This is a genomic window from Curtobacterium sp. Csp2, from assembly GCF_013347165.1.
On the sequence record NZ_CP054593.1, the window covers coordinates 1,663,997 to 1,682,038 of the forward strand.

An 18,042-nucleotide genomic window follows, 5' to 3' on the forward strand; every position below is an offset into this window, starting at 1 on the left:
CAGCACACGAGGAGCAGGACATGTCCGCACCACACGCAGTGATCTCCGGGGCGAGCATCGCAGGTCTGTCCGCGGCCTGGTGGCTGCGCCGCACCGGTTGGGACGTCACGGTGATCGAACGCGCGCCGGCGTTCCGCGACGGCGGCCAGAACGTCGACGTCCGCGGCGTCGCGCACGAGGTCCTCGAGCGGATGGGCCTCGTCGACGCCGTCCGTGCGGCGAACACGACCGAGACGGGCACGGTCCTCGTCACACAGGACGGGTCGGTCCGGGCCGAACTGCCGAGCGACGGGCCGGACGGCGCGACCGCCGAACTCGAGGTGCTGCGCGGCGACTTCGCCCGCATCCTGCTCGACGACCTGCCCGACGGGGTCGAGGTCGTGTACGGCGACACGATCACCTCGGTGACCGACCGCGACGACGCCGTCACCGTGACGACCTCGGCCCGACGACGGTTCGACGCCGACCTGCTCGTCGTCGCCGAGGGCGTCCGGTCGTCGACGCGGAGCCTCGTGTTCAACGCCCCGGACGACGTCGACCCCCGCGACCTCGGCGACACGATGGCCTTCGGCACGATCCCGCGCACCGCCTCCGACGACGACCGCTGGCGCTGGTACACGGCGGTCGGCGGCCGGCAGGTGCACCTCCGCCCCGACCCGCACGGCACCACGCGGGCGATCCTCGCGTACGCCGCCGAGGTTGACCAGGACGACCTGGGCGACGTGGCCAGCCGGGACCGGTCGTCCGTCGTCGCGGCCCTCACCCGTCGCTACGAGGGTGTCGGGTGGGAGACCGACCGTGTCCTCGCGGGCTTCGCCACCACCGACGACCTGTACGTCGACCGCCTGACCCAGATCCGGATGCCGTCCTGGCGGCGCGGGCGTGTCGCCCTGGTCGGCGACGCCGCGTGGTGCGTCACGCCGATGGGCGGCGGCGGGGCGTCACTCGCCCTGACGAGCGGCTACGTCCTCGCCGCGTCCCTGGCCGCCCAGCTGCGGGACGACACCGCAGCCCGCGACGAACCCTCGACCGCGTCGGTCGAGCGCGCACTGGCGGCCTTCGACGACTGGATGCGTCCGCTCGTCGACGACGTGCAGGGCATCCCGAGCGGCGTGGTGCGGTTCGCCTACCCCCGCAGCCGGGTCGGACTCGCGGCGCGCTGGGCCGTCGACGCGCTGCTGCTGTCGACGCCGCTCCGCTCACTGGCCGCGCGGGTGACCCGGGTCGCGGACACCGACCGGCCGCTCCCACCGCTCACTCTGGTCTCCTGAGGCACCCTCCGGTGCGCCTGACGCCGCCGAGTCCGCGAGAAGCCGCCGGATCCGGGGGCGTCTCGCTGCGCTGGGGCGTTTCGCGGACTCGGGGCGTCTCGCGGGCGCAGGGCGCGGGAGCGGGAGCGGGTGCACGTGCGTCCGGCGTCGCGACCCGACCAGGCGACGGACGGGAGGCGCGGGGCGGGCTGGCGCCGTCCTCCCTCGCAGGCTCGGTCGGCGCGGCCCGCGTGCCGCTGGCGCGTCACCGCTGAGCGTGCCGCGCCCGCCCGCCCTGTGGTCACGTCGCGGACGGGACCGGCGCGCCGTCGAGGAACCGCGCAACCTCGCGGGCGGCCGCGCGTCCCGCGCGGTTCGCGCCGATCGTGGACTGCGACGGTCCGTAGCCGACCAGGTGCACACGGGGGTCCGCCGTGACCTGCGTCCCGGTCATCGGGATGCCGCCGAGCGGGCCGCGCAGCCCGAGCGGCGCGAGGTGGTCGAGGTCGGCGCGGTAGCCCGTCGCCCAGAGGACGACGTCGACCGAGGTGGACGACCCGTCCTGCTCCACGACCCCGTGCGGCCCCATCCGCGTGAACATCGGCCGCCGGTCGAGCACGCCGCGCTCCCGGGCAGCCACGGCGTAGTCGGTCCAGATCAGGCCCGTGTAGGACACGATGCTGCTCGGGGTGCGACCGGCCGTGACGTCCGCCGCGACCCGGCGCTCGACGTCGACCCCGTCGAGCTCGTGGACGAAGTCGCCCGGCAGGAACACCGGCTCGCGGCGGGTGTACCAGACGGTGTCGGTCACCCGGCTGACCTCCTCGAGGAGCTGCACGGCCGAGATCCCGCCACCGACGACCGCGACGCGCCGGCCGCGGAAGTGCTCGGCGTCGACGTAGTCCCGGCTGTGCAGCTGCTCGCCGGTGAACCGCTCGGCACCGGGCACGTCCGGGACGACCGGGGTGTCCCAGGTGCCGGTGGCGTTCACGACCGCACGGACCCGCCAGTCGCCGCGGTCCGTCTCGACGAGCAGCGGCGCCGTGGTCGTCGCCCCGAGGGACCGGACGGCGCGGACGTGCACCGGGCGGTGGACGGGCAGGTGCTCGTGCTCCTCGTACCCGGCGAAGTACCGGGGGACTGCCGTGCGGCTCGGCTCCTCGGGGTCGATCGGTGGCACGGGCATGCCTGGCAGGTCGAAGATGCCGTTCACGGTGCGCATCCGGAGCGACTCCCAGCGGTGCTGCCACGCCCCGCCCGGCCGCGGGTTCGCGTCGAGCACGACCACGCTCCGTCCCGCCGGGTCGCCGTCCGGGACGAACCCGCGTCGGACGAGGTGGTGCGCTGACGACAGTCCGGCCTGCCCGGCCCCGACGACGGCGACCGACGCGGTGGCGGGGGCAGCGGGCACGGTCCGACGATAACCCGGCGGGTGCGTCGCCTGCTCCGGGGGACGGTCCCGCCAGAACGACCGTTCTTCCCCCGAACGCGGGTACCGGCGGGCCGCAGGTAAGGATAGCCTTCCCTAACGTGAACGCCTCCGAACCACAGCTCGAGATCCTCGACACCGCCCGGGCCGACCGCTACCGGGCCGTCGTCCACACCGCCGTCGACCGGACCGCGGACCGCTTCGCGTCGGTCACCGCGCCGACCACCGACACCCCGGCCGCCGTGCTCCGGGACCGGATCGCCGCGATCGACCTCGACCGCCCGCTCGGGAGCGCCGAGGCCGCCGTCGCGGAGATCGACACGCTCTTCTGCGCCGAGGCGGTCTGGTTCCACCACCCCGACTCCCTCGCACACCTCAACTGCCCGGTCGCGGTGCCCGCCGTCGCCGCGGAGACGGTGCTCGCGGCCGTGAACCCCTCGGTCGACACCTGGGACCAGTCGCGCATCGGCACCGACATCGAACGGCGCGTGGTCCGTTGGGCCGCAAGGACGATCGGCTTCGCGGACGGGGACGGGATCTTCACCTCCGGCGGGACCCAGTCGAACCTGCACGCCCTGCTGCTCGCACGGCAGGCCGCCACGAGCCGGACGGGCCGGGCCGGTCGCCGTCCGGCGCTCGACGACCTGGTCGTGTTCGCCACCGCGTCGAGCCACTTCAGCGTCCGCAAGTCGGCGATGGTCCTCGGGCTCCCCGAGCACGCCGTCGTCGACGTCCCGGCCGACGCCGCCGGCCGGATGCGCCCCGACGCCCTGGCCCACGCCGTCGCGGACGCCCGCCGCGAGGGCCGCACGCCGATGGCCGCCGTCGCCACCGCCGGGACGACCGACCGCGGGTGCATCGACCCGCTCGAGCCGATCGCGGACGTGTGTGACCTCGAGGACGTCTGGCTGCACGTCGACGCTGCGTACGGGTGCGGACTGCTCGTGTCCCCGACGCGCCGGCACCTGCTCGACGGGATCGAACGGGCGCGGAGCGTCACCGCGGACTTCCACAAGTCGTTCTTCCAGCCGGTGTCCTCGAGCGCGCTGCTCGTGCGGGACCCGGCGGACCTGGGCCGTGCGGCCTGGCACGCCGACTACCTGAACCCCGCGGACGCCGACGAACCGAACCAGGTCGACAAGTCGCTCCAGACGACCCGGCGCTTCGACGCGCTCAAGCTCTGGGCGACGCTGCGGGCGAGCGGTGCGACCGCGATCGGCCGGGCGTTCGACACCGTGCTCGACGTGACCGAGCAGGTGCACGAGCACGTGGGTGCGCACCCGGACCTGGTGCTCGTCGCGCCGACCCAGCTGAGCACGGTGCTGTTCCGCTGGCAGCCGGACGGGGTCGTCGACGCCGATGCGGACGTCCTCGTCGCACCCCTACGCGCCGCACTGCTCGCCGAGGGGCGGGTGCTCGTCGCGAAGACCGTGGTCGACGGTCGGCCGTGCAACAAGCTCACGCTGCTCGACCCCGGGACGAGCGCCGAGCAGGTCGTCGCGGCGCTCGACCACGTGGTCGCGACCGCGGAGCGCCTGCACGCGGAGCGCACCGCGACGACGACGAACCACCTCCGCACCACCGAGCCGACGGGAGCGAACCGATGACCCCGACCCCGACCCCGACCACGGGCACCGTCCACGACCTCGTCGGCGTCGGCATCGGCCCCTTCAACCTCGGCCTCGCCTGCCTGACGGACCCGATCGCCGACCTCGACGCCGTGTTCCTCGACCGGGCCGACGGCTTCGCCTGGCACCACGGCATGATGCTCGACGACGCCACGATCCAGGTGCCGTTCCTCGCCGACCTCGTGACGATGGCCGACCCGACCTCGCCGTACTCGTTCCTCGCCTGGCTCAAACGGACCGGGCGGCTCTACCCGTTCTACATCCGCGAGGACTTCCACCCCCTGCGCAGCGAGTACGACGCCTACTGCCGGTGGGCCGCCGACCAGCTCGACACCCTCCGCTGGGGCCGCCGGGTCGTCGCCGTCGAGCACGACCCCGAGACCGACCTGTTCACGGTGCACGCCGAGACCCCGACCGGGCCCGAGACCTACCGCGCCCGCCACGTCGTCACGGGCATCGGCACCGAGCCGGCGGTTCCCGAAGCCCTCCGCGACCTGGGCGGCCCCGTCGTGCACTCCGCCGGGTACCTGCCCGCCCGCGAGGACCTGCGCCGCGCCGACTCGATCGCCGTCGTCGGCAGCGGGCAGTCCGCCGCCGAGGTCTACCGCGACCTGCTCGAGGGCATCCGCGACGGCGGGTACCGCCTCGACTGGATCACCCGCTCGCCCCGGTTCTTCCCGATGGAGGACACCAAGCTCACCCTCGAGATGACGAGCCCGGAGTACACCGACCACTTCCACGCGCTGCCGCCCGACGTCCGCGACCGTCTCGGTCGCGAGCAGCGCGGGCTGTACAAGGGCATCAGCGCCGACCTCGTCGACACGATCTACGACACGCTCTACCGGATCAGCGCCCACGGACCCGTCCCCACGACGCTCCGCACGGACACGAGCGTGGTCGCGGCAGAGTGGCTGCCCGACCGCGACCGCTTCCGCCTGACGCTCCGGCACGCGCAGCTCGGCACCGAGGCGACGCACGAGGTCGCCCGGCTCGTCCTCGCGACCGGGTACCGCCCCCGCACGCCCCACTTCCTCGCCCCTGTCGAGCACCTCGTCGCCCGCGACGAGTGCGGCCGGTTCGCGGTCGCCCGCGACCTGCACGTCGACACCCTGGGCGGCCGCATCTGGGTGCAGAACGCCGAGGAGCACACGCACGGCCTGACCGCGCCCGACCTCGGGATGGGCGCGTGGCGGAACGCGTCGATCATCCGGTCCGTCACGGGGCGCGCCGTGTACGGCCTGGAGGATCGGATCGCCTTCCAGGAGTTCGGCCTGCCCGGCGGGCGGCCGGCTCCCGGAGCGTCGCCGGTGGCGGCGAGCGCCGCCACCACGCGCCTCCCGCAGGCCGCGGGGGTGCGCGCGTGAGCGCCCGGACGGCCGAGCGCGACCTGGCGCGCGCAGCCACGGGCCTCCTGTCCGTCGAACCCGTGGACCCGGGACGGGACGCCGCCCTGCTGGGGTCCTGGCTGGCGGACCCCGCGTCGTCCTGGTGGGGGATGGCGGACCGCGACGTGGACGCGGTCCGGACGTACCTGACGGCGGTGCGCGACGACCCGGCGCAGGCGGGGTGGCTGCTCCGCCGCGACGGCGCGCCGATCGCCTACGCCGAGACGTACGACCCGGCCGTCGTGCTGCTCACCGACGTGTGGGACGCCGAGCCGGGCGACGTCGGCATGCACCTGCTCGTCGCACCGCCGCCCGCCGGGGGACGGGTGCACGGCCTGACGAGCGCGGTGATGCGAGCGGTCGTCGAGCACTGCCGCGACGTGCTCGGCGCGCGCCGTGTCGTCGTCGAGCCGGACGTGCGGAACACGGCCGTGCAGCGGAAGAACGCCGAGGTCGGGTTCCGAGCGCTCCGTGTGGTGGACGTCGACGGCAAGCGGGCGCTCCTCTCGGTGCTCGACACCGCGCGCATCGGGGTGCCGGACGACGGCGGGCCGGCGGCGCACCTGCGGCCGGAGCACCTGGAGCCCGCGGAACGGCACCTCGTCGCGAAGGCGATCGCCGAGTTCACCCACGAGCGGTTGACCGCGCCGCGTGTGGACGGTGACGGGTGGGCACTCGACGCGGGGGACTCGACCTACCGGTTCCGGGCGCGGGTGCACACGCTCGAGCACTGGGTGCTCGACGAGGACTCGCTGACCCGGACGCGTGACGGCGTCCCCGCGCCGCTCAGTGCGCAGGAGCTCGTGCTCGACCTGCGGGACGTGCTCGGGATCCCGGACGCGATGCTCGGCACCTACCTGGACGAGATCGCGTCGACGCTGGCGAGCGCGGCGGCGAAGCACCGGCGAGGTGGGCCGTCCGCGGCGCAGCTGGCGCGCGGGCGGACGGACGGCGACGTCGTCGCGTCGTTCCAGGACGCCGAGGCCGCGATGACCGAGGGGCACCCGGCCTTCGTCGCCGCGAACGGGCGGATCGGGTTCGGGCTCGACGAGTACCACGCCCACGCCCCGGAGGCGGGCGCCCGCTTCCGCTACCGGTGGCTCGCCGCACGGCGGGAGCACACGCACCTGGCGCTCGCCGCGGACCGCACCGAGCACGACCACTGGGCCGCCGAGCTCGACGCGGCGACCGTCGCAGGCTTCCAGGCGACGCTCGAGCGCCGTGGCCTCGATCCCGACGGGTACACCTGGTTCCCGGTGCACCCGTGGCAGTGGCAACACCGGATCGCCGTGACCTTCGCGCCCGACCTCGGCCGGCAGGACCTCGTCGACCTCGGCGAGGGACCCGACGAGCACCAGCCGCAGCAGTCGATCCGCACGGCGTTCAACCGGAGCCGTCCCGCGCGCTCGTACGTCAAGACGGCGCTCGCCGTGCAGAACATGGGGTTCCTCCGCGGCATGTCGCCCGCGTACATGCGGACGACCCCTGCCGTGAACGACTGGGTCGCCGGACTCGTCGACGCCGACCCCGTGCTCGCCGACGCCGGCTTCGGTGTGCTCCGCGAGCACGCCGCCATCGGGTACACCGGGGACGCGCACCACCGCGTCGACGTGGCGTCACCACAGCGGAAGATGCTCGCCGCGCTCTGGCGGGAGAGCCCCGTGCCGCGGCTGGGACCGGGGGAGCGGCCGATCACCATGGCCGCCCTGCTGCACCGGGACGCGCGCGGTCGCTCGGTGGCCGCTGCCCTCGTCGCACAGTCGGGCCTCGGCGCCGCGGACTGGGTGCGCCGGTACCTCGACGCGTACCTCCGACCCGTCGTGCACTGCCTCACCGAGCACCAGCTGCTCTTCATGCCGCACGGCGAGAACCTCGTGCTCGTGCTGCGCGACGGCGTGGTCTCCCGGGTGTTCATGAAGGACATCGGGGAAGAGGTGGTGGTCGTCGGCGACGTCGCCGTCCCGGTCGGCACCGAGCGGATCGTGCACCCGGTCGACGACGCCGAGGCGGCCCTCGGCGTGTTCACCGACGTGTTCGACGGGGTGCTCCGGTACCTCGCCGCGATCCTCGACGAGGACGGGGTCCTGTCCGGTGCGACGTTCTGGCGGTTGGTCGGCGCGTGCGTGGACGACGCCGTCGTGGGCCGTGCGCGACCGCTCGACCTGCGGGCGCCGGACTTCGAGCACTCGTGCCTGAACCGGCTCCAGCTGCGGAACACCCTGCAGATGGTGGACCTGTCCGCGCAGACGGAGTCGCTCATCCGAGCGGGGCGGATGCCGAACCCGATCGGGCGCTGAGGGCGGGCGGCGCCGAGCCGCGCCGGGCCGCGCCGTGCTGCGCCGGGTCGTGCCGTCGCGCCGGCCCGGCGCGGCTCTGCCAGGCTGTGGCCATGACCGGTGTCGTCCAGCTCGTCCGATCCGACCGACTCAGTGACGTCGCCGAGTACGCGTACGCGGCGACCGCACCCGCCGACGCCCGCCTGGTGTTCGCGGCCGGGGCGTGCCCGCTCGACGAGCAGGGTCGGACCGTGGCGGTCGGGGACCACCGCGGCCAGGCCGCCCGGTGCATGGCCAACCTCGAGACGGCGCTCGCCGCAGCGGGAGCGGGACTCGGTGACCTGCTCCACACGCGGGTGCTCGTGGCGTCCTCGCGGCAGGAGGACCTCGTCGCCGCGTGGCAGGTGGTCCGTGCGGCGATGGGCGACCACGACGTGCCGAGCACCCTGATGGGTGTCACCGTCCTGGGCTACGACGACCAGCTCGTCGAGGTCGAGGGCGTCGCCGCGGTCCGGGACGGAAGCGGTATCGTCGGAGCGTCGTCAGACCCGGCAGTGGGGCCTGCCGGACCCAACCGCGGCTGAGCCGCCAACGGTCCCTGTTCCGAGATGAGTGCACGTGTGCGATGCCGCGTGCTCGGTGACAGGAGACCCGTGACGACCAGACCCATGACGACCGCGACCGACCGCCCCCCGCACCGCCGCTGGCGGTACCTCGTGCTCGTCGCCCTCGGCGGCGCGATCGGCACCGGTGCCCGTGCGGCGCTCGCCGCGGCCCTGCCCGCGGTCGACGGCCTGAGCTGGACGATCCTCGCGATCAACGTCGTCGGGGCGCTCTGCCTGGGCGCGCTGCTCGAGTCGCTCGCGCACCGCGGCCCCGACGTCGGTGCGCGCCGCACCGTCCGCCTGTTCGTCGGCACGGGTGTCCTCGGCGGCTTCACGACGTACTCGACGCTCGCCGACGACACCGCGAAGCTCCTCGACGTCGGCCGGTGGGGCGCGGGCACCGGGTACGCGCTGCTGTCGGTCGCGCTCGGGGTGGTGGCCGCGGCCGCGGGTGCGTGGCTCGCCGGGGCCCGCCGCTCGCGCCGCGCCCGGACGGAGGACGCCCGGTGAGCCCCCTCGAACTCCTCGTCGTCTCGCTCGGCGGCGGCCTGGGCTCCGCGCTCCGCTTCGCACTCGACGGCACCGTGAAGGCGCGGGTGGCACGGGCCGCGCTGGGGTGGTTCCCGGTCGGCACGATGCTCATCAACGTCACCGGATCGCTCGTGCTCGGGGTCGTGACCGGGCTCGGCGAGGCGGGCACGCTCGGCCTGCCGCTGGTCGCGGTCCTCGGGACGGGCATGATGGGCGGGTACACGACGTTCTCGACGGCGAGTGTCGAGACCGTGCAGCTGTTCCGGTCCGGGAAGCCCGGGCCCGCCGTGCTCAACGGCCTCGGGATGCTCGTCGTCTCGGTCGGCGCGGCTGCGCTCGGCCTGTACCTCGGAAGGAACACATGACCTCGGAACGCCCCGGCGAACTCGTCCTCGTCCGCCACGGAGAGACGGAGTGGTCGAAGAGCGGTCAGCACACCGGCCGCACCGACATCCCGCTCACCGAGAACGGCATCGAGCAGGCGAAGCGCGCCGGACGCTACCTGGCGGACCGGACGTTCGCGCTCGCGCTGTCGAGCCCGCTCGAGCGCGCCCGCGAGACCGCGCGGCTCGTCGGTGTCGACCCGGAGCTCGACGAGGACCTGTACGAGTGGGACTACGGCGCGTACGAGGGCTTGACCACCCCGCAGATCAAGGTCAAGCGGCACGGACCCTGGGACCTCTGGACCGACGGCGTCCCCGCGGGCGACACCCCGGGGGAGAACGCCGCCGAGGTCCGCGTCCGCGTCGAGCGCGTGCTGAACCGGGTGCGCCCGGTCCTCGCCGAGGGGGACGACGCGATCGTGGTCGCCCACGGGCACGTCCTGCGCGCCCTCGGTGCCGCCTGGATCCGCCTCGCGCCGCAGGACGGTGCCGTGCTGAAGCTCGGCACGGCCACGGTGAGCTCGCTCGGCTACGAGCACGGCCGCCCGGTGATCGACTCCTGGAACATCGCACCGCGCGACTGATCCCGGGGGCGGAACGTCCCATCACACGTGCGATCGGAGGACGATCCGCGCATGGACAGCCGGAACGAACGGCCTTCCATGCGCAGATCGTCCTCCTTCGCGCGGAACAGCTTCCGACGCGCGGATCGGCCGAGCAGACCACCCGCCCCGCGGCTCAGACCGTGCGGATCGCGCCCGTCGCGCCGAGCGCCCGGCCCCGCCGACGCTCGATCAGCCGCCCGACCACGAGGAGCGCCACGCTCACCACGGCGCCGAGCGTCGTCTGCGCGATCCGGTCGAGCGCGAGGAGCTCCGGCGCCTCGGGCAGGCTCAGCCACGACACCGCGAGCGCGAGCGGCGTGAGGAACAGCAGCGTCACGGCGTAGTGCCGCGCGACGAAGATCTCGGCGAAGAACTGCCCGACGACCGCGATCACGACGATCCACCACGCCGAGGGCTCCAGGAGCAGGATCCCGACGGCGACCACGGTCCCGCCGATCGTGCCGATGACGCGCTGGGACGCGCGCCGGACGGTGTGCCGCTGCCGGATCGCGGGCAGGGTCGACACCACGGCGACGACCGCCCAGTACGGGTGCCCGAGGGCCGGGACCGACTCCGCGACCGCCCCCGCGAGGAGCGCCCCGACGACGTTCAGCCCGACGGTCTCCCACAGTGCCGGCGTCCGCAGGACCGCGAACGACCGGTGCTTGTGCGGCGCGATCGGACGGAACACGTGCGGTGCGCGCGGGTGCAGCACGAGCCGGATGACCGCGCCTGACATCGCCACGAGCCACGCCCACACGACCGAGCCGACGATGATCGTCGCGACGAGCGGCAGGTCCGCCGGCCGCACCGGGACGAGGGCCGACACGCAGAACGCGAACACCGGGAAGATCGGCTGGGCCGGGATCGTCTGCAGCGTGCTGAGGGTGCACACCGCGACGACGAGCACCACGACGAGCCCGGTGCCCTGCAACCACAGCGGCGCGCCGGACATCGACACCGCGATGCCGGCGGCCATGCACGCGGCCTGCAGCAACCCCGCGATGCCGGTGGTCACCATCCGCTGTCGGTACGGCTCGGTCGCGCCGAAGATCGCGGTGAACCCGGCGAACATCGCGAACGCCGCGTACCCGGGCATCCCGAGCGCGATGAGCAGGGCGAGCGGGGCGCCGCCGGCGATCGCGGCGCGGGCTGCGCCCTCGAGGTTGGTGGTCCGGGTCGAGTGCGCAGGTGTCGTCATGTCCTCCCCATCATCCCACCGCGACAGGTGTCGTCCGGGACCGCGGGTGCTCGGCCCGCCCCGGCGCGCGACGCGACCCACCACCGGACGGGAGGATCGTGGCGGCCCCGCCCCGTGCCTCCAGGCCGTCCCGCCCTGGGCACGCGAGTTGGTATACCAACCTGCTAGTCTTGCCGGACCGAGCCGCGCACGCGGCGCATCGACGTCAACGAGGAAGGGCCGGGCCGATGGGAAAGACGCTCGCCGAGAAGGTGTGGGACGACCACGTCGTGGTCAAGGGCGAGGACGGGAACCCGGACCTCCTCTACATCGACCTCCACCTCGTGCACGAGGTCACGAGCCCCCAGGCGTTCGACGGCCTGCGCCAGGCCGGCCGCCCCGTGCGCCGCCTCGACCTGACCATCGCGACCGAGGACCACAACACCCCGACCCTCGCGATCGACCGGCCCATCGCGGACCCGACGAGCCGCACCCAGATCGAGACCCTGCGCCGCAACTGCGCCGAGTTCGGGGTCCGCCTGCACTCGCTGGGCGACAAGGAGCAGGGGATCGTCCACGTGGTCGGCCCGCAGCTCGGCCTGACGATGCCCGGCATCACGGTCGTGTGCGGCGACTCGCACACGAGCACCCACGGCGCGTTCGGCGCGATGGCCTTCGGCATCGGCACGTCCGAGGTCGAGCACGTCCTCGCCACCCAGACCCTGCCGCTCAAGCCCTTCAAGACGATGGCGATCACGGTCGAGGGCACGCTGCGCCCCGGCGTCACGGCGAAGGACATCATCCTGGCCGTCATCGCCCAGATCGGCACCGGCGGCGGGCAGGGCTACGTGCTCGAGTACCGCGGCTCCGCGATCCGGGCGCTCTCGATGGAGGGCCGCATGACGATCTGCAACATGTCGATCGAGGCCGGGGCCCGCGCCGGCATGGTCGCCCCCGACCAGACCACCTACGACTACGTGCAGGGCCGCGACCACGCGCCGACCGGCCAGGACTGGGACGACGCCGTCGCGTACTGGGACACGCTCGCGACCGACGACGACGCCGTGTTCGACGCCGAGGTGTTCATCGACGCCGACGCCCTCGAGCCGTTCGTCACGTGGGGCACGAACCCCGGCCAGGGCGTGTCCCTGTCCGAGTCGGTGCCGGACCCCGCGAGCTACAGCGACCCGAACGACCAGGCTGCGGCGCAGCGCGCGCTGGAGTACATGGACCTGCAGGCCGGAACGCCGATGAAGGACATCGCGGTCGACGCGGTCTTCATGGGCTCGTGCACGAACTCCCGCATCGAGGACCTCCGGGCCTTCGCGTCGATCATCAAGGGCCGGTCGAAGGCACCCGGTGTCCGCGTGATGGTCGTGCCGGGGTCCGCCCGGGTCCGGCTCGAGGCCGAGGCCGAGGGGCTCGACCAGGTCTTCACGGACTTCGGCGCCGAGTGGCGGTTCGCCGGCTGCTCGATGTGTCTCGGCATGAACCCCGACCAGCTCGCGCCGGGGGAGCGCTGCGCGAGCACCTCGAACCGGAACTTCGAGGGCCGCCAGGGCAAGGGCGGGCGCACCCACCTGGTGTCGCCGCTCGTCGCGGCCGCGACCGCCGTCCGCGGCACGCTCTCCAGCCCGTGGGACCTCGCCACCGATGACGAACTGAACGACGTCGTGAACAGCACCGAAGGGGCCAACTGATGGACAAGATCACCACCGTCACGGGGATCGCCGCCCCGCTGCAGCGGTCGAACGTCGACACCGACCAGATCATCCCCGCGGTGTACCTCAAGCGCGTCACGAAGACCGGCTTCGAGGACGCCCTGTTCGCCGGGTGGCGCCAGGACCCCGAGTTCGTGCTCAACCAGCCCGTGTTCCAGGGCGCGCAGGTGCTCGTCGCCGGGCCGGACTTCGGCACCGGTTCCTCGCGCGAGCACGCCGTCTGGGCGCTCCGCGACTTCGGGTTCCGCGTCGTCGTCTCACCCCGTTTCGCGGACATCTTCAAGGGCAACGCGGGCAAGCAGGGCCTGGTCACCGCGATCGTGGCCGAACCGGAAGTCGAGCGGCTCTGGGCCGAGATCGCGGCGAACCCGGGGATCGAGGCGACCGTCGACCTCGTCGCGCAGCGCGTGTCGCTCGGCGCGGTGGACGTGCCCTTCGAGATCGACGCTTACACTCGTTGGCGGTTGATGGAAGGGCTCGACGACATCGGGCTCACCCTCCGTGACGAGTCCTCGATCACGGAGTTCGAATCCCGCCGCTCCAGATGGCGGCCGAAGACATTGCCGGTGAAGTAGTGAACTCCCTCGTACAGGACGCAGCAGCAGCAGGGGCCCGCGTCGGCCTGAAGTCGGACGAGATCGTCATCCGGGGCGGCAAGCCGCTCGTGGGACGCATCGAGGTCCGCGGCGCGAAGAACCTCGCGACCAAGGCGATGGTGGCGTCCCTGCTCGGTGACACCCCGTCGATCCTCAAGGACGTCCCGGACATCTCCGACGTCAAGGTCGTCCGCGGCCTGCTCGAGGTGCACGGTGTGCGCATCACGGATCCTGCACGAGGCGAGCTCATCCTCGACCCGTCGAACGTCGAGTCGGCGCACTTCGCCGAGATCGACGCGCACGCCGGGTCGAGCCGCATCCCGATCCTGTTCTGCGGCCCGCTGCTGCACAAGCTCGGCGAGGCGTTCATCCCCGACCTCGGCGGCTGCCGCATCGGCGACCGGCCGATCGACTTCCACCTCGACGCCCTCCGCGCGATGGGCGCCGTCGTCGACAAGCAGGTCAACGGCATCCACCTGACCGCACCGGACGGCCTCCGCGGCGCGAAGATCGAGCTGCCGTACCCGAGCGTCGGCGCGACCGAGCAGGTCCTGCTGTCGTCGGTCCTCGCCGAGGGCGTGACCGAGCTCCGCAACGCCGCGATCGAGCCCGAGATCATGGACCTCATCGCGATCCTGCAGAAGATGGGCGCGATCGTCACGGTCGAGCCGTCCCGCACGATCTTCATCGAGGGCGTCGAGTCGCTCCGCGGCTACACCCACCGCGCGATCAACGACCGCAACGAGGCCGCCAGTTGGGCCTCGGCCGCGCTCGCCACGAACGGCGACATCTTCGTCGAGGGCGCGGACCAGCAGGACCTCATGACGTTCCTCAACGTCTTCCGCAAGGTCGGCGGCGGGTTCGACGTCCAAGAGGACGGGATCCGCTTCTACCGCGAGCGCGAGGTCCTGCGCCCGGTCGTCGTCGAGACCGACGTGCACCCCGGCTTCATGACCGACTGGCAGCAGCCGCTCGTCGTGGCGCTGACCCAGGCCGAGGGCACGAGCATCGTGCACGAGACCGTCTACGAGAACCGCTTCGGCTTCACCGACGCCCTGAACGAGATGGGCGCCGACATCGTCGTCCACAAGGAGGGGCTGCCCGGCCACGACCGTCGCGTCGCCCGCCGCCCGTTCGAGCAGGCCGCCGTCATCACCGGGCCGACGCCGCTGCACGCCGCGAACGTCCGCGTCCCCGACCTGCGCGGCGGCTTCAGCCACCTCATCGCGGCGCTCACCGCCGAGGGCGAGTCGCACATCACCAACGTCGGCATCATCAGCCGGGGCTACGAGCACTTCATCCCGAAGCTGCGCAAGCTCGGCGCCGACTTCGACTTCGCGGGCTAGGCGCGTGGCTGCTGACGCGGCCGGTCGCGGCCCGGCAGACGGTGCCGGCGACGGCCTGGAGGCACGGCGCACGTCCGCCACGGACGTCACGACGGGTCTGCCCACGCCCGGGCGCCGGTGGCGACGCGGAGAGCTGAACACCGCGTTCCGCATCACCGCCTCCGTCGTGATCCCGGTCTTCCGGTTCTCGGCTCGGTACCACTGGCACGGGTCGAAGCGGCTGCCGGAGGGCGGCGCGTTCGTGCTCGCCCCGAACCACTTCACGAACATCGACCCGCTCGTGGTGGGCACGGCCGTGTGGCTGTCCCGGCGCGCCCCGCGGTTCCTCGCGAAGGCGTCCCTCTTCAAGGTCCCGGTCTTCGGCAAGCTCATGTCGGGGATGGGCCAGATCCCGGTCGAGCGCTCCGGACGCACGCGGCTGAGCGACCCGCTCGGCGGCGGCAGGTCGGTCATCGAGCAGGGCGGTGCGATCATCGTCTACCCCGAAGGGACGCTGACACGCGACCCCGACCTGTGGCCGATGCGCGGCAAGACCGGCGCGGTGCGGATCGCGCTCGAGAACGACGTGCCGCTCATCCCGATGGCCCACTGGGGCACGCAGGGGATCATGGCGCGGTACGGCAAGGAGCTGAAGCTGTTCCCGCCGACCCGCGTCGACGTGATCGTCGGCGACGAGGTCGACCTGTCGGCGTACCGCGGCCGACCGATCGACCAGCAGATGCTGCTCGAGGCCACCGCGATCGTCATGCAGCGCATCACCGAGCTGCTCGAGGAACTGCGCGGCGAGACGGCTCCCGCCACCCGCTGGGACCCGTCCGCGAACAACCAGAAGGAGACCGGCAAGTTTGAGTGACCACGGCACGGGCCTCCGCCCGCACGAGGACCACCCGGACCCCGCGGTCGCCGCACCCGGCGCGGTCGACACCGCCGCCATCCGCGTGGTGATGCAGTCGACCGACAAGCCGCGCGTCGCCGTGATCGGTGCCGGCAGCTGGGGGACCACGTTCGCCAAGGTGCTCGCCGAGGGCGGTGCCGACACCGTCGTCTGGGCGCGCCGGCCCGAGGTCGCCCGCGAGATCACCGAGACGAAGCGCAACTCCGACTACCTGCCCGGCATCAACCTGCCCCGGACCCTGACGGCGTCGACCTCGCTGTCGGCCGTGCTCGACGGCGCCGAGCAGGTGTACGTCTCGGTCCCGTCGCAGTCCCTGCGCTCGAACCTGGCCGCGATCGCGCCGCTGCTGCCCGAGGGCGTCCCCGTCGTCAGCCTGATGAAGGGCGTCGAGAAGGCCACCGGGCTGCGGATGAGCGAGGTCCTGCACGAGGGACTCGGCATCGACCGCGACCGGATCGCCGTCGCGAGCGGCCCGAACCTCGCGCTCGAGATCGCCCGTCGGCAGCCGACCGCGGCCGTCGTGTCGTCGACCTCGATCGACACCGCCACCGCGGTCGCCGCGGTCGCCACGAACCCGTACTTCCGGTCGTTCACGAACACCGACGTGATCGGGACCGAGTTCGGCGGCGTGCTGAAGAACCTGATCGCCGTGGCGATCGGCATCGTGGACGGCGTCGGCTACGGCGAGAACACGAAGGCGTCGATCATCACCCGCGGGCTCGCCGAGATGACCGACTTCGCGGTGTCCCTCGGGGCGCAGCCCTCCACGCTGTCCGGGCTCGCCGGGCTCGGGGACCTCATCGCCACGTGCCAGTCGCCGCTCTCGCGGAACAACACCGCCGGGCGACTGCTCGGGCAGGGGTACCGCTTCGACGAGGTCGTGCGGCAGATGGACCAGACCGCCGAGGGGCTGGCGTCGGTCGCTCCGATCCTCGAACTCGCGGCGGCGAACGGCGTCGACATGCCCATCGTCGGGCAGGTGGCCGAGGTCCTCGCCGGTAGGCTCGACCCGCGCAACATCGCGCCGCACCTCACCGAGACCGACGAACCCCAGGGCGAGTGACCGGTCCGGTCCCGACCAGCAAGGGGACTGCCATGCCCACGATCGCTCCCGCGACCACGACCGTCGCCGTGCTCTTCGGCGGGCGCTCCAGTGAGCACGAGATCAGCTGCGTGACCGCCGGAGGGATCATGGACGTCGTCGACCGGTCGTCCTACGACGTCGTGCCGATCGGCATCACCGCCGAGGGTGCGTTCACGCTGCAGGCCGACGACCCCGCGCAGTGGGCGCTCCGGGACGGCGTGCTGCCGACGGTGCCCGACAACGGCACCCGCGTGGCGTTCCCGACGTCCCCCGCGACGAACGAGCTCGTCGTGTCGCACCCGGACGGCTCGGTCGAGACGATCGCCGTCGACGTGGTGTTCCCGATCCTGCACGGCCCCTTCGGCGAGGACGGCACGATCCAGGGCCTCCTCGAGATCGCCGGGCTGCCGTACGTCGGCGACGGCGTGCTCGCGAGCGCCCTGGCGATGGACAAGCACACCGCCAAGGCCGTGCTCGAGCACGCCGGGCTCCGCGTCGCGCCGTGGACCACGGTGCTCCGCCGCGAGTGGTCCGCCGACCCGGTGGACGTCGCCGAGACAGTCGCCGCGCACGGCTGGCCGCTGTTCGTGAAGCCCGCGCGCGCCGGTTCCAGCATGGGCGTCTCGCGGGTCGACGAACCGTCGCAGCTCGGAGGCGCGATGGACCTGGCGTTCGAGCACGACTCGAAGGTCATCGTCGAGCCGCGGGTCGTCGGTCGCGAGGTCGAGGTCGCCGTGCTCGAGGGCCGCGACGGTGTGCCGCGCACGAGCCTGCCCGGCGAGATCGTCGTCGCCGAGGACGGCTTCTACGACTTCGCCTCGAAGTACCTCGGCGGGGACGAGGCGCTCCTCTGCCCGGCGCCGCTCACCGAGGCCGAGACCGACGAGATCCGGTCGATCGGTGCCCGTGCGTTCGAGGCGATCGGCGGCGCGGGACTCGCCCGCGTCGACTGCTTCCTGACCGACGACGGCTTCGTGGTGAACGAGGTCAACACCATGCCCGGGTTCACGCCGTTGTCGATGTACCCGCGGTGCTGGGCGGCGTCGGGCGTGTCGTACGGCGAACTCGTGACGGAGCTCATCGAGCTGGGGCGCGCCGCCGTCCGTTGACGCGCGGCGGGTCGTGCGT

General features: G+C 73.1%; 16 protein-coding genes. 14 read left to right on the forward strand and 2 right to left on the reverse strand.

Annotated elements, in window-relative coordinates; genetic code table 11:
- Nucleotides 1–20: 20 nt before the first annotated feature.
- Nucleotides 21–1,271: an FAD-dependent oxidoreductase gene (locus HUN59_RS08215; protein WP_174778073.1), complete on the forward strand. Its 1,251-nt coding sequence runs from the start codon at nucleotides 21–23 to the stop codon at nucleotides 1,269–1,271.
- Nucleotides 1,272–1,551: 280 nt separating this feature from the next.
- Here the strand turns inward: HUN59_RS08215 and HUN59_RS08220 are convergent, their stop codons facing one another.
- Nucleotides 1,552–2,661, reverse strand: a complete 1,110-nt coding sequence (locus HUN59_RS08220; protein ID WP_174778074.1) for an FAD-dependent oxidoreductase — start codon at nucleotides 2,659–2,661, stop codon at nucleotides 1,552–1,554.
- A gap of 119 nt (nucleotides 2,662–2,780) precedes the next feature.
- On the opposite strand from HUN59_RS08220, the gene HUN59_RS08225 reads away from it, so the two are divergent.
- From HUN59_RS08225 to HUN59_RS08255, 7 genes are all read left to right on the forward strand, one after another.
- Entirely contained in the window at nucleotides 2,781–4,286 is a 1,506-nt protein-coding gene (locus tag HUN59_RS08225) for a pyridoxal phosphate-dependent decarboxylase family protein (RefSeq protein WP_254630022.1), read from the forward strand.
- On the forward strand, nucleotides 4,283–5,671 hold the full coding sequence (locus HUN59_RS08230; protein WP_174778075.1) for a lysine N(6)-hydroxylase/L-ornithine N(5)-oxygenase family protein: 1,389 nt from the start codon (nucleotides 4,283–4,285) through the stop codon (nucleotides 5,669–5,671). Before HUN59_RS08225 ends, HUN59_RS08230 begins: the two co-directional genes overlap by 4 nt.
- Complete coding sequence (locus HUN59_RS08235; RefSeq protein WP_174778076.1) at nucleotides 5,668–7,989, forward strand: GNAT family N-acetyltransferase; 2,322 nt, start codon at nucleotides 5,668–5,670, stop codon at nucleotides 7,987–7,989. The genes HUN59_RS08230 and HUN59_RS08235 overlap by 4 nt, the downstream gene beginning before the upstream one ends.
- 92 nt (nucleotides 7,990–8,081) lie before the next feature.
- The gene (locus tag HUN59_RS08240) at nucleotides 8,082–8,552 is read left to right on the forward strand and encodes a RidA family protein (RefSeq protein WP_174778077.1); all 471 of its coding nucleotides are present in this window, start codon (nucleotides 8,082–8,084) and stop codon (nucleotides 8,550–8,552) included.
- Between the two features lie 69 nt (nucleotides 8,553–8,621).
- Nucleotides 8,622–9,083 carry a fluoride efflux transporter FluC gene (locus tag HUN59_RS08245; RefSeq protein ID WP_284800646.1) on the forward strand — a complete coding sequence of 154 codons (462 nt, stop codon included), beginning with the start codon at nucleotides 8,622–8,624 and terminating at the stop codon, nucleotides 9,081–9,083.
- Complete coding sequence (locus HUN59_RS08250) at nucleotides 9,080–9,469, forward strand: fluoride efflux transporter FluC (protein WP_058742008.1); 390 nt, start codon at nucleotides 9,080–9,082, stop codon at nucleotides 9,467–9,469. The genes HUN59_RS08245 and HUN59_RS08250 overlap by 4 nt, the downstream gene beginning before the upstream one ends.
- Nucleotides 9,466–10,071 carry a histidine phosphatase family protein gene (locus HUN59_RS08255; protein ID WP_058742009.1) on the forward strand — a complete coding sequence of 202 codons (606 nt, stop codon included), beginning with the start codon at nucleotides 9,466–9,468 and terminating at the stop codon, nucleotides 10,069–10,071. The genes HUN59_RS08250 and HUN59_RS08255 overlap by 4 nt, the downstream gene beginning before the upstream one ends.
- 154 nt (nucleotides 10,072–10,225) lie before the next feature.
- Here HUN59_RS08255 and HUN59_RS08260 read toward each other — a convergent pair whose 3' ends face one another.
- Nucleotides 10,226–11,293, reverse strand: a complete 1,068-nt coding sequence (locus HUN59_RS08260) for an FUSC family protein (RefSeq protein WP_174778078.1) — start codon at nucleotides 11,291–11,293, stop codon at nucleotides 10,226–10,228.
- Between the two features lie 227 nt (nucleotides 11,294–11,520).
- Here HUN59_RS08260 and leuC point away from each other — a divergent pair, with 227 nt between their 5' ends.
- The 6 genes from leuC (at nucleotide 11,521) to HUN59_RS08290 (ending at nucleotide 18,023) form a co-directional block, all read left to right on the forward strand.
- Nucleotides 11,521–12,972, forward strand: a complete 1,452-nt coding sequence (gene leuC, locus HUN59_RS08265; protein WP_058742011.1) for a 3-isopropylmalate dehydratase large subunit — start codon at nucleotides 11,521–11,523, stop codon at nucleotides 12,970–12,972.
- Nucleotides 12,972–13,568: a 3-isopropylmalate dehydratase small subunit gene (gene leuD, locus HUN59_RS08270; RefSeq protein WP_174778079.1), complete on the forward strand. Its 597-nt coding sequence runs from the start codon at nucleotides 12,972–12,974 to the stop codon at nucleotides 13,566–13,568. The genes leuC and leuD overlap by 1 nt, the downstream gene beginning before the upstream one ends.
- The gene (gene murA / locus HUN59_RS08275; RefSeq protein ID WP_058742013.1) at nucleotides 13,568–14,935 is read left to right on the forward strand and encodes a UDP-N-acetylglucosamine 1-carboxyvinyltransferase; all 1,368 of its coding nucleotides are present in this window, start codon (nucleotides 13,568–13,570) and stop codon (nucleotides 14,933–14,935) included. Before leuD ends, murA begins: the two co-directional genes overlap by 1 nt.
- 4 nt (nucleotides 14,936–14,939) lie before the next feature.
- Nucleotides 14,940–15,788 (forward strand): lysophospholipid acyltransferase family protein, encoded by an 849-nt coding sequence (locus HUN59_RS08280; protein WP_254630023.1) that lies wholly within the window; start codon nucleotides 14,940–14,942, stop codon nucleotides 15,786–15,788.
- A 91-nt stretch (nucleotides 15,789–15,879) separates the two neighbouring features.
- A complete protein-coding gene (locus HUN59_RS08285; protein WP_058742053.1) occupies nucleotides 15,880–16,893 on the forward strand; it encodes an NAD(P)H-dependent glycerol-3-phosphate dehydrogenase in 1,014 nt (337 codons plus the stop codon).
- Between the two features lie 32 nt (nucleotides 16,894–16,925).
- Complete coding sequence (locus HUN59_RS08290; protein WP_174778080.1) at nucleotides 16,926–18,023, forward strand: D-alanine--D-alanine ligase family protein; 1,098 nt, start codon at nucleotides 16,926–16,928, stop codon at nucleotides 18,021–18,023.
- Nucleotides 18,024–18,042 lie beyond the last annotated feature (19 nt).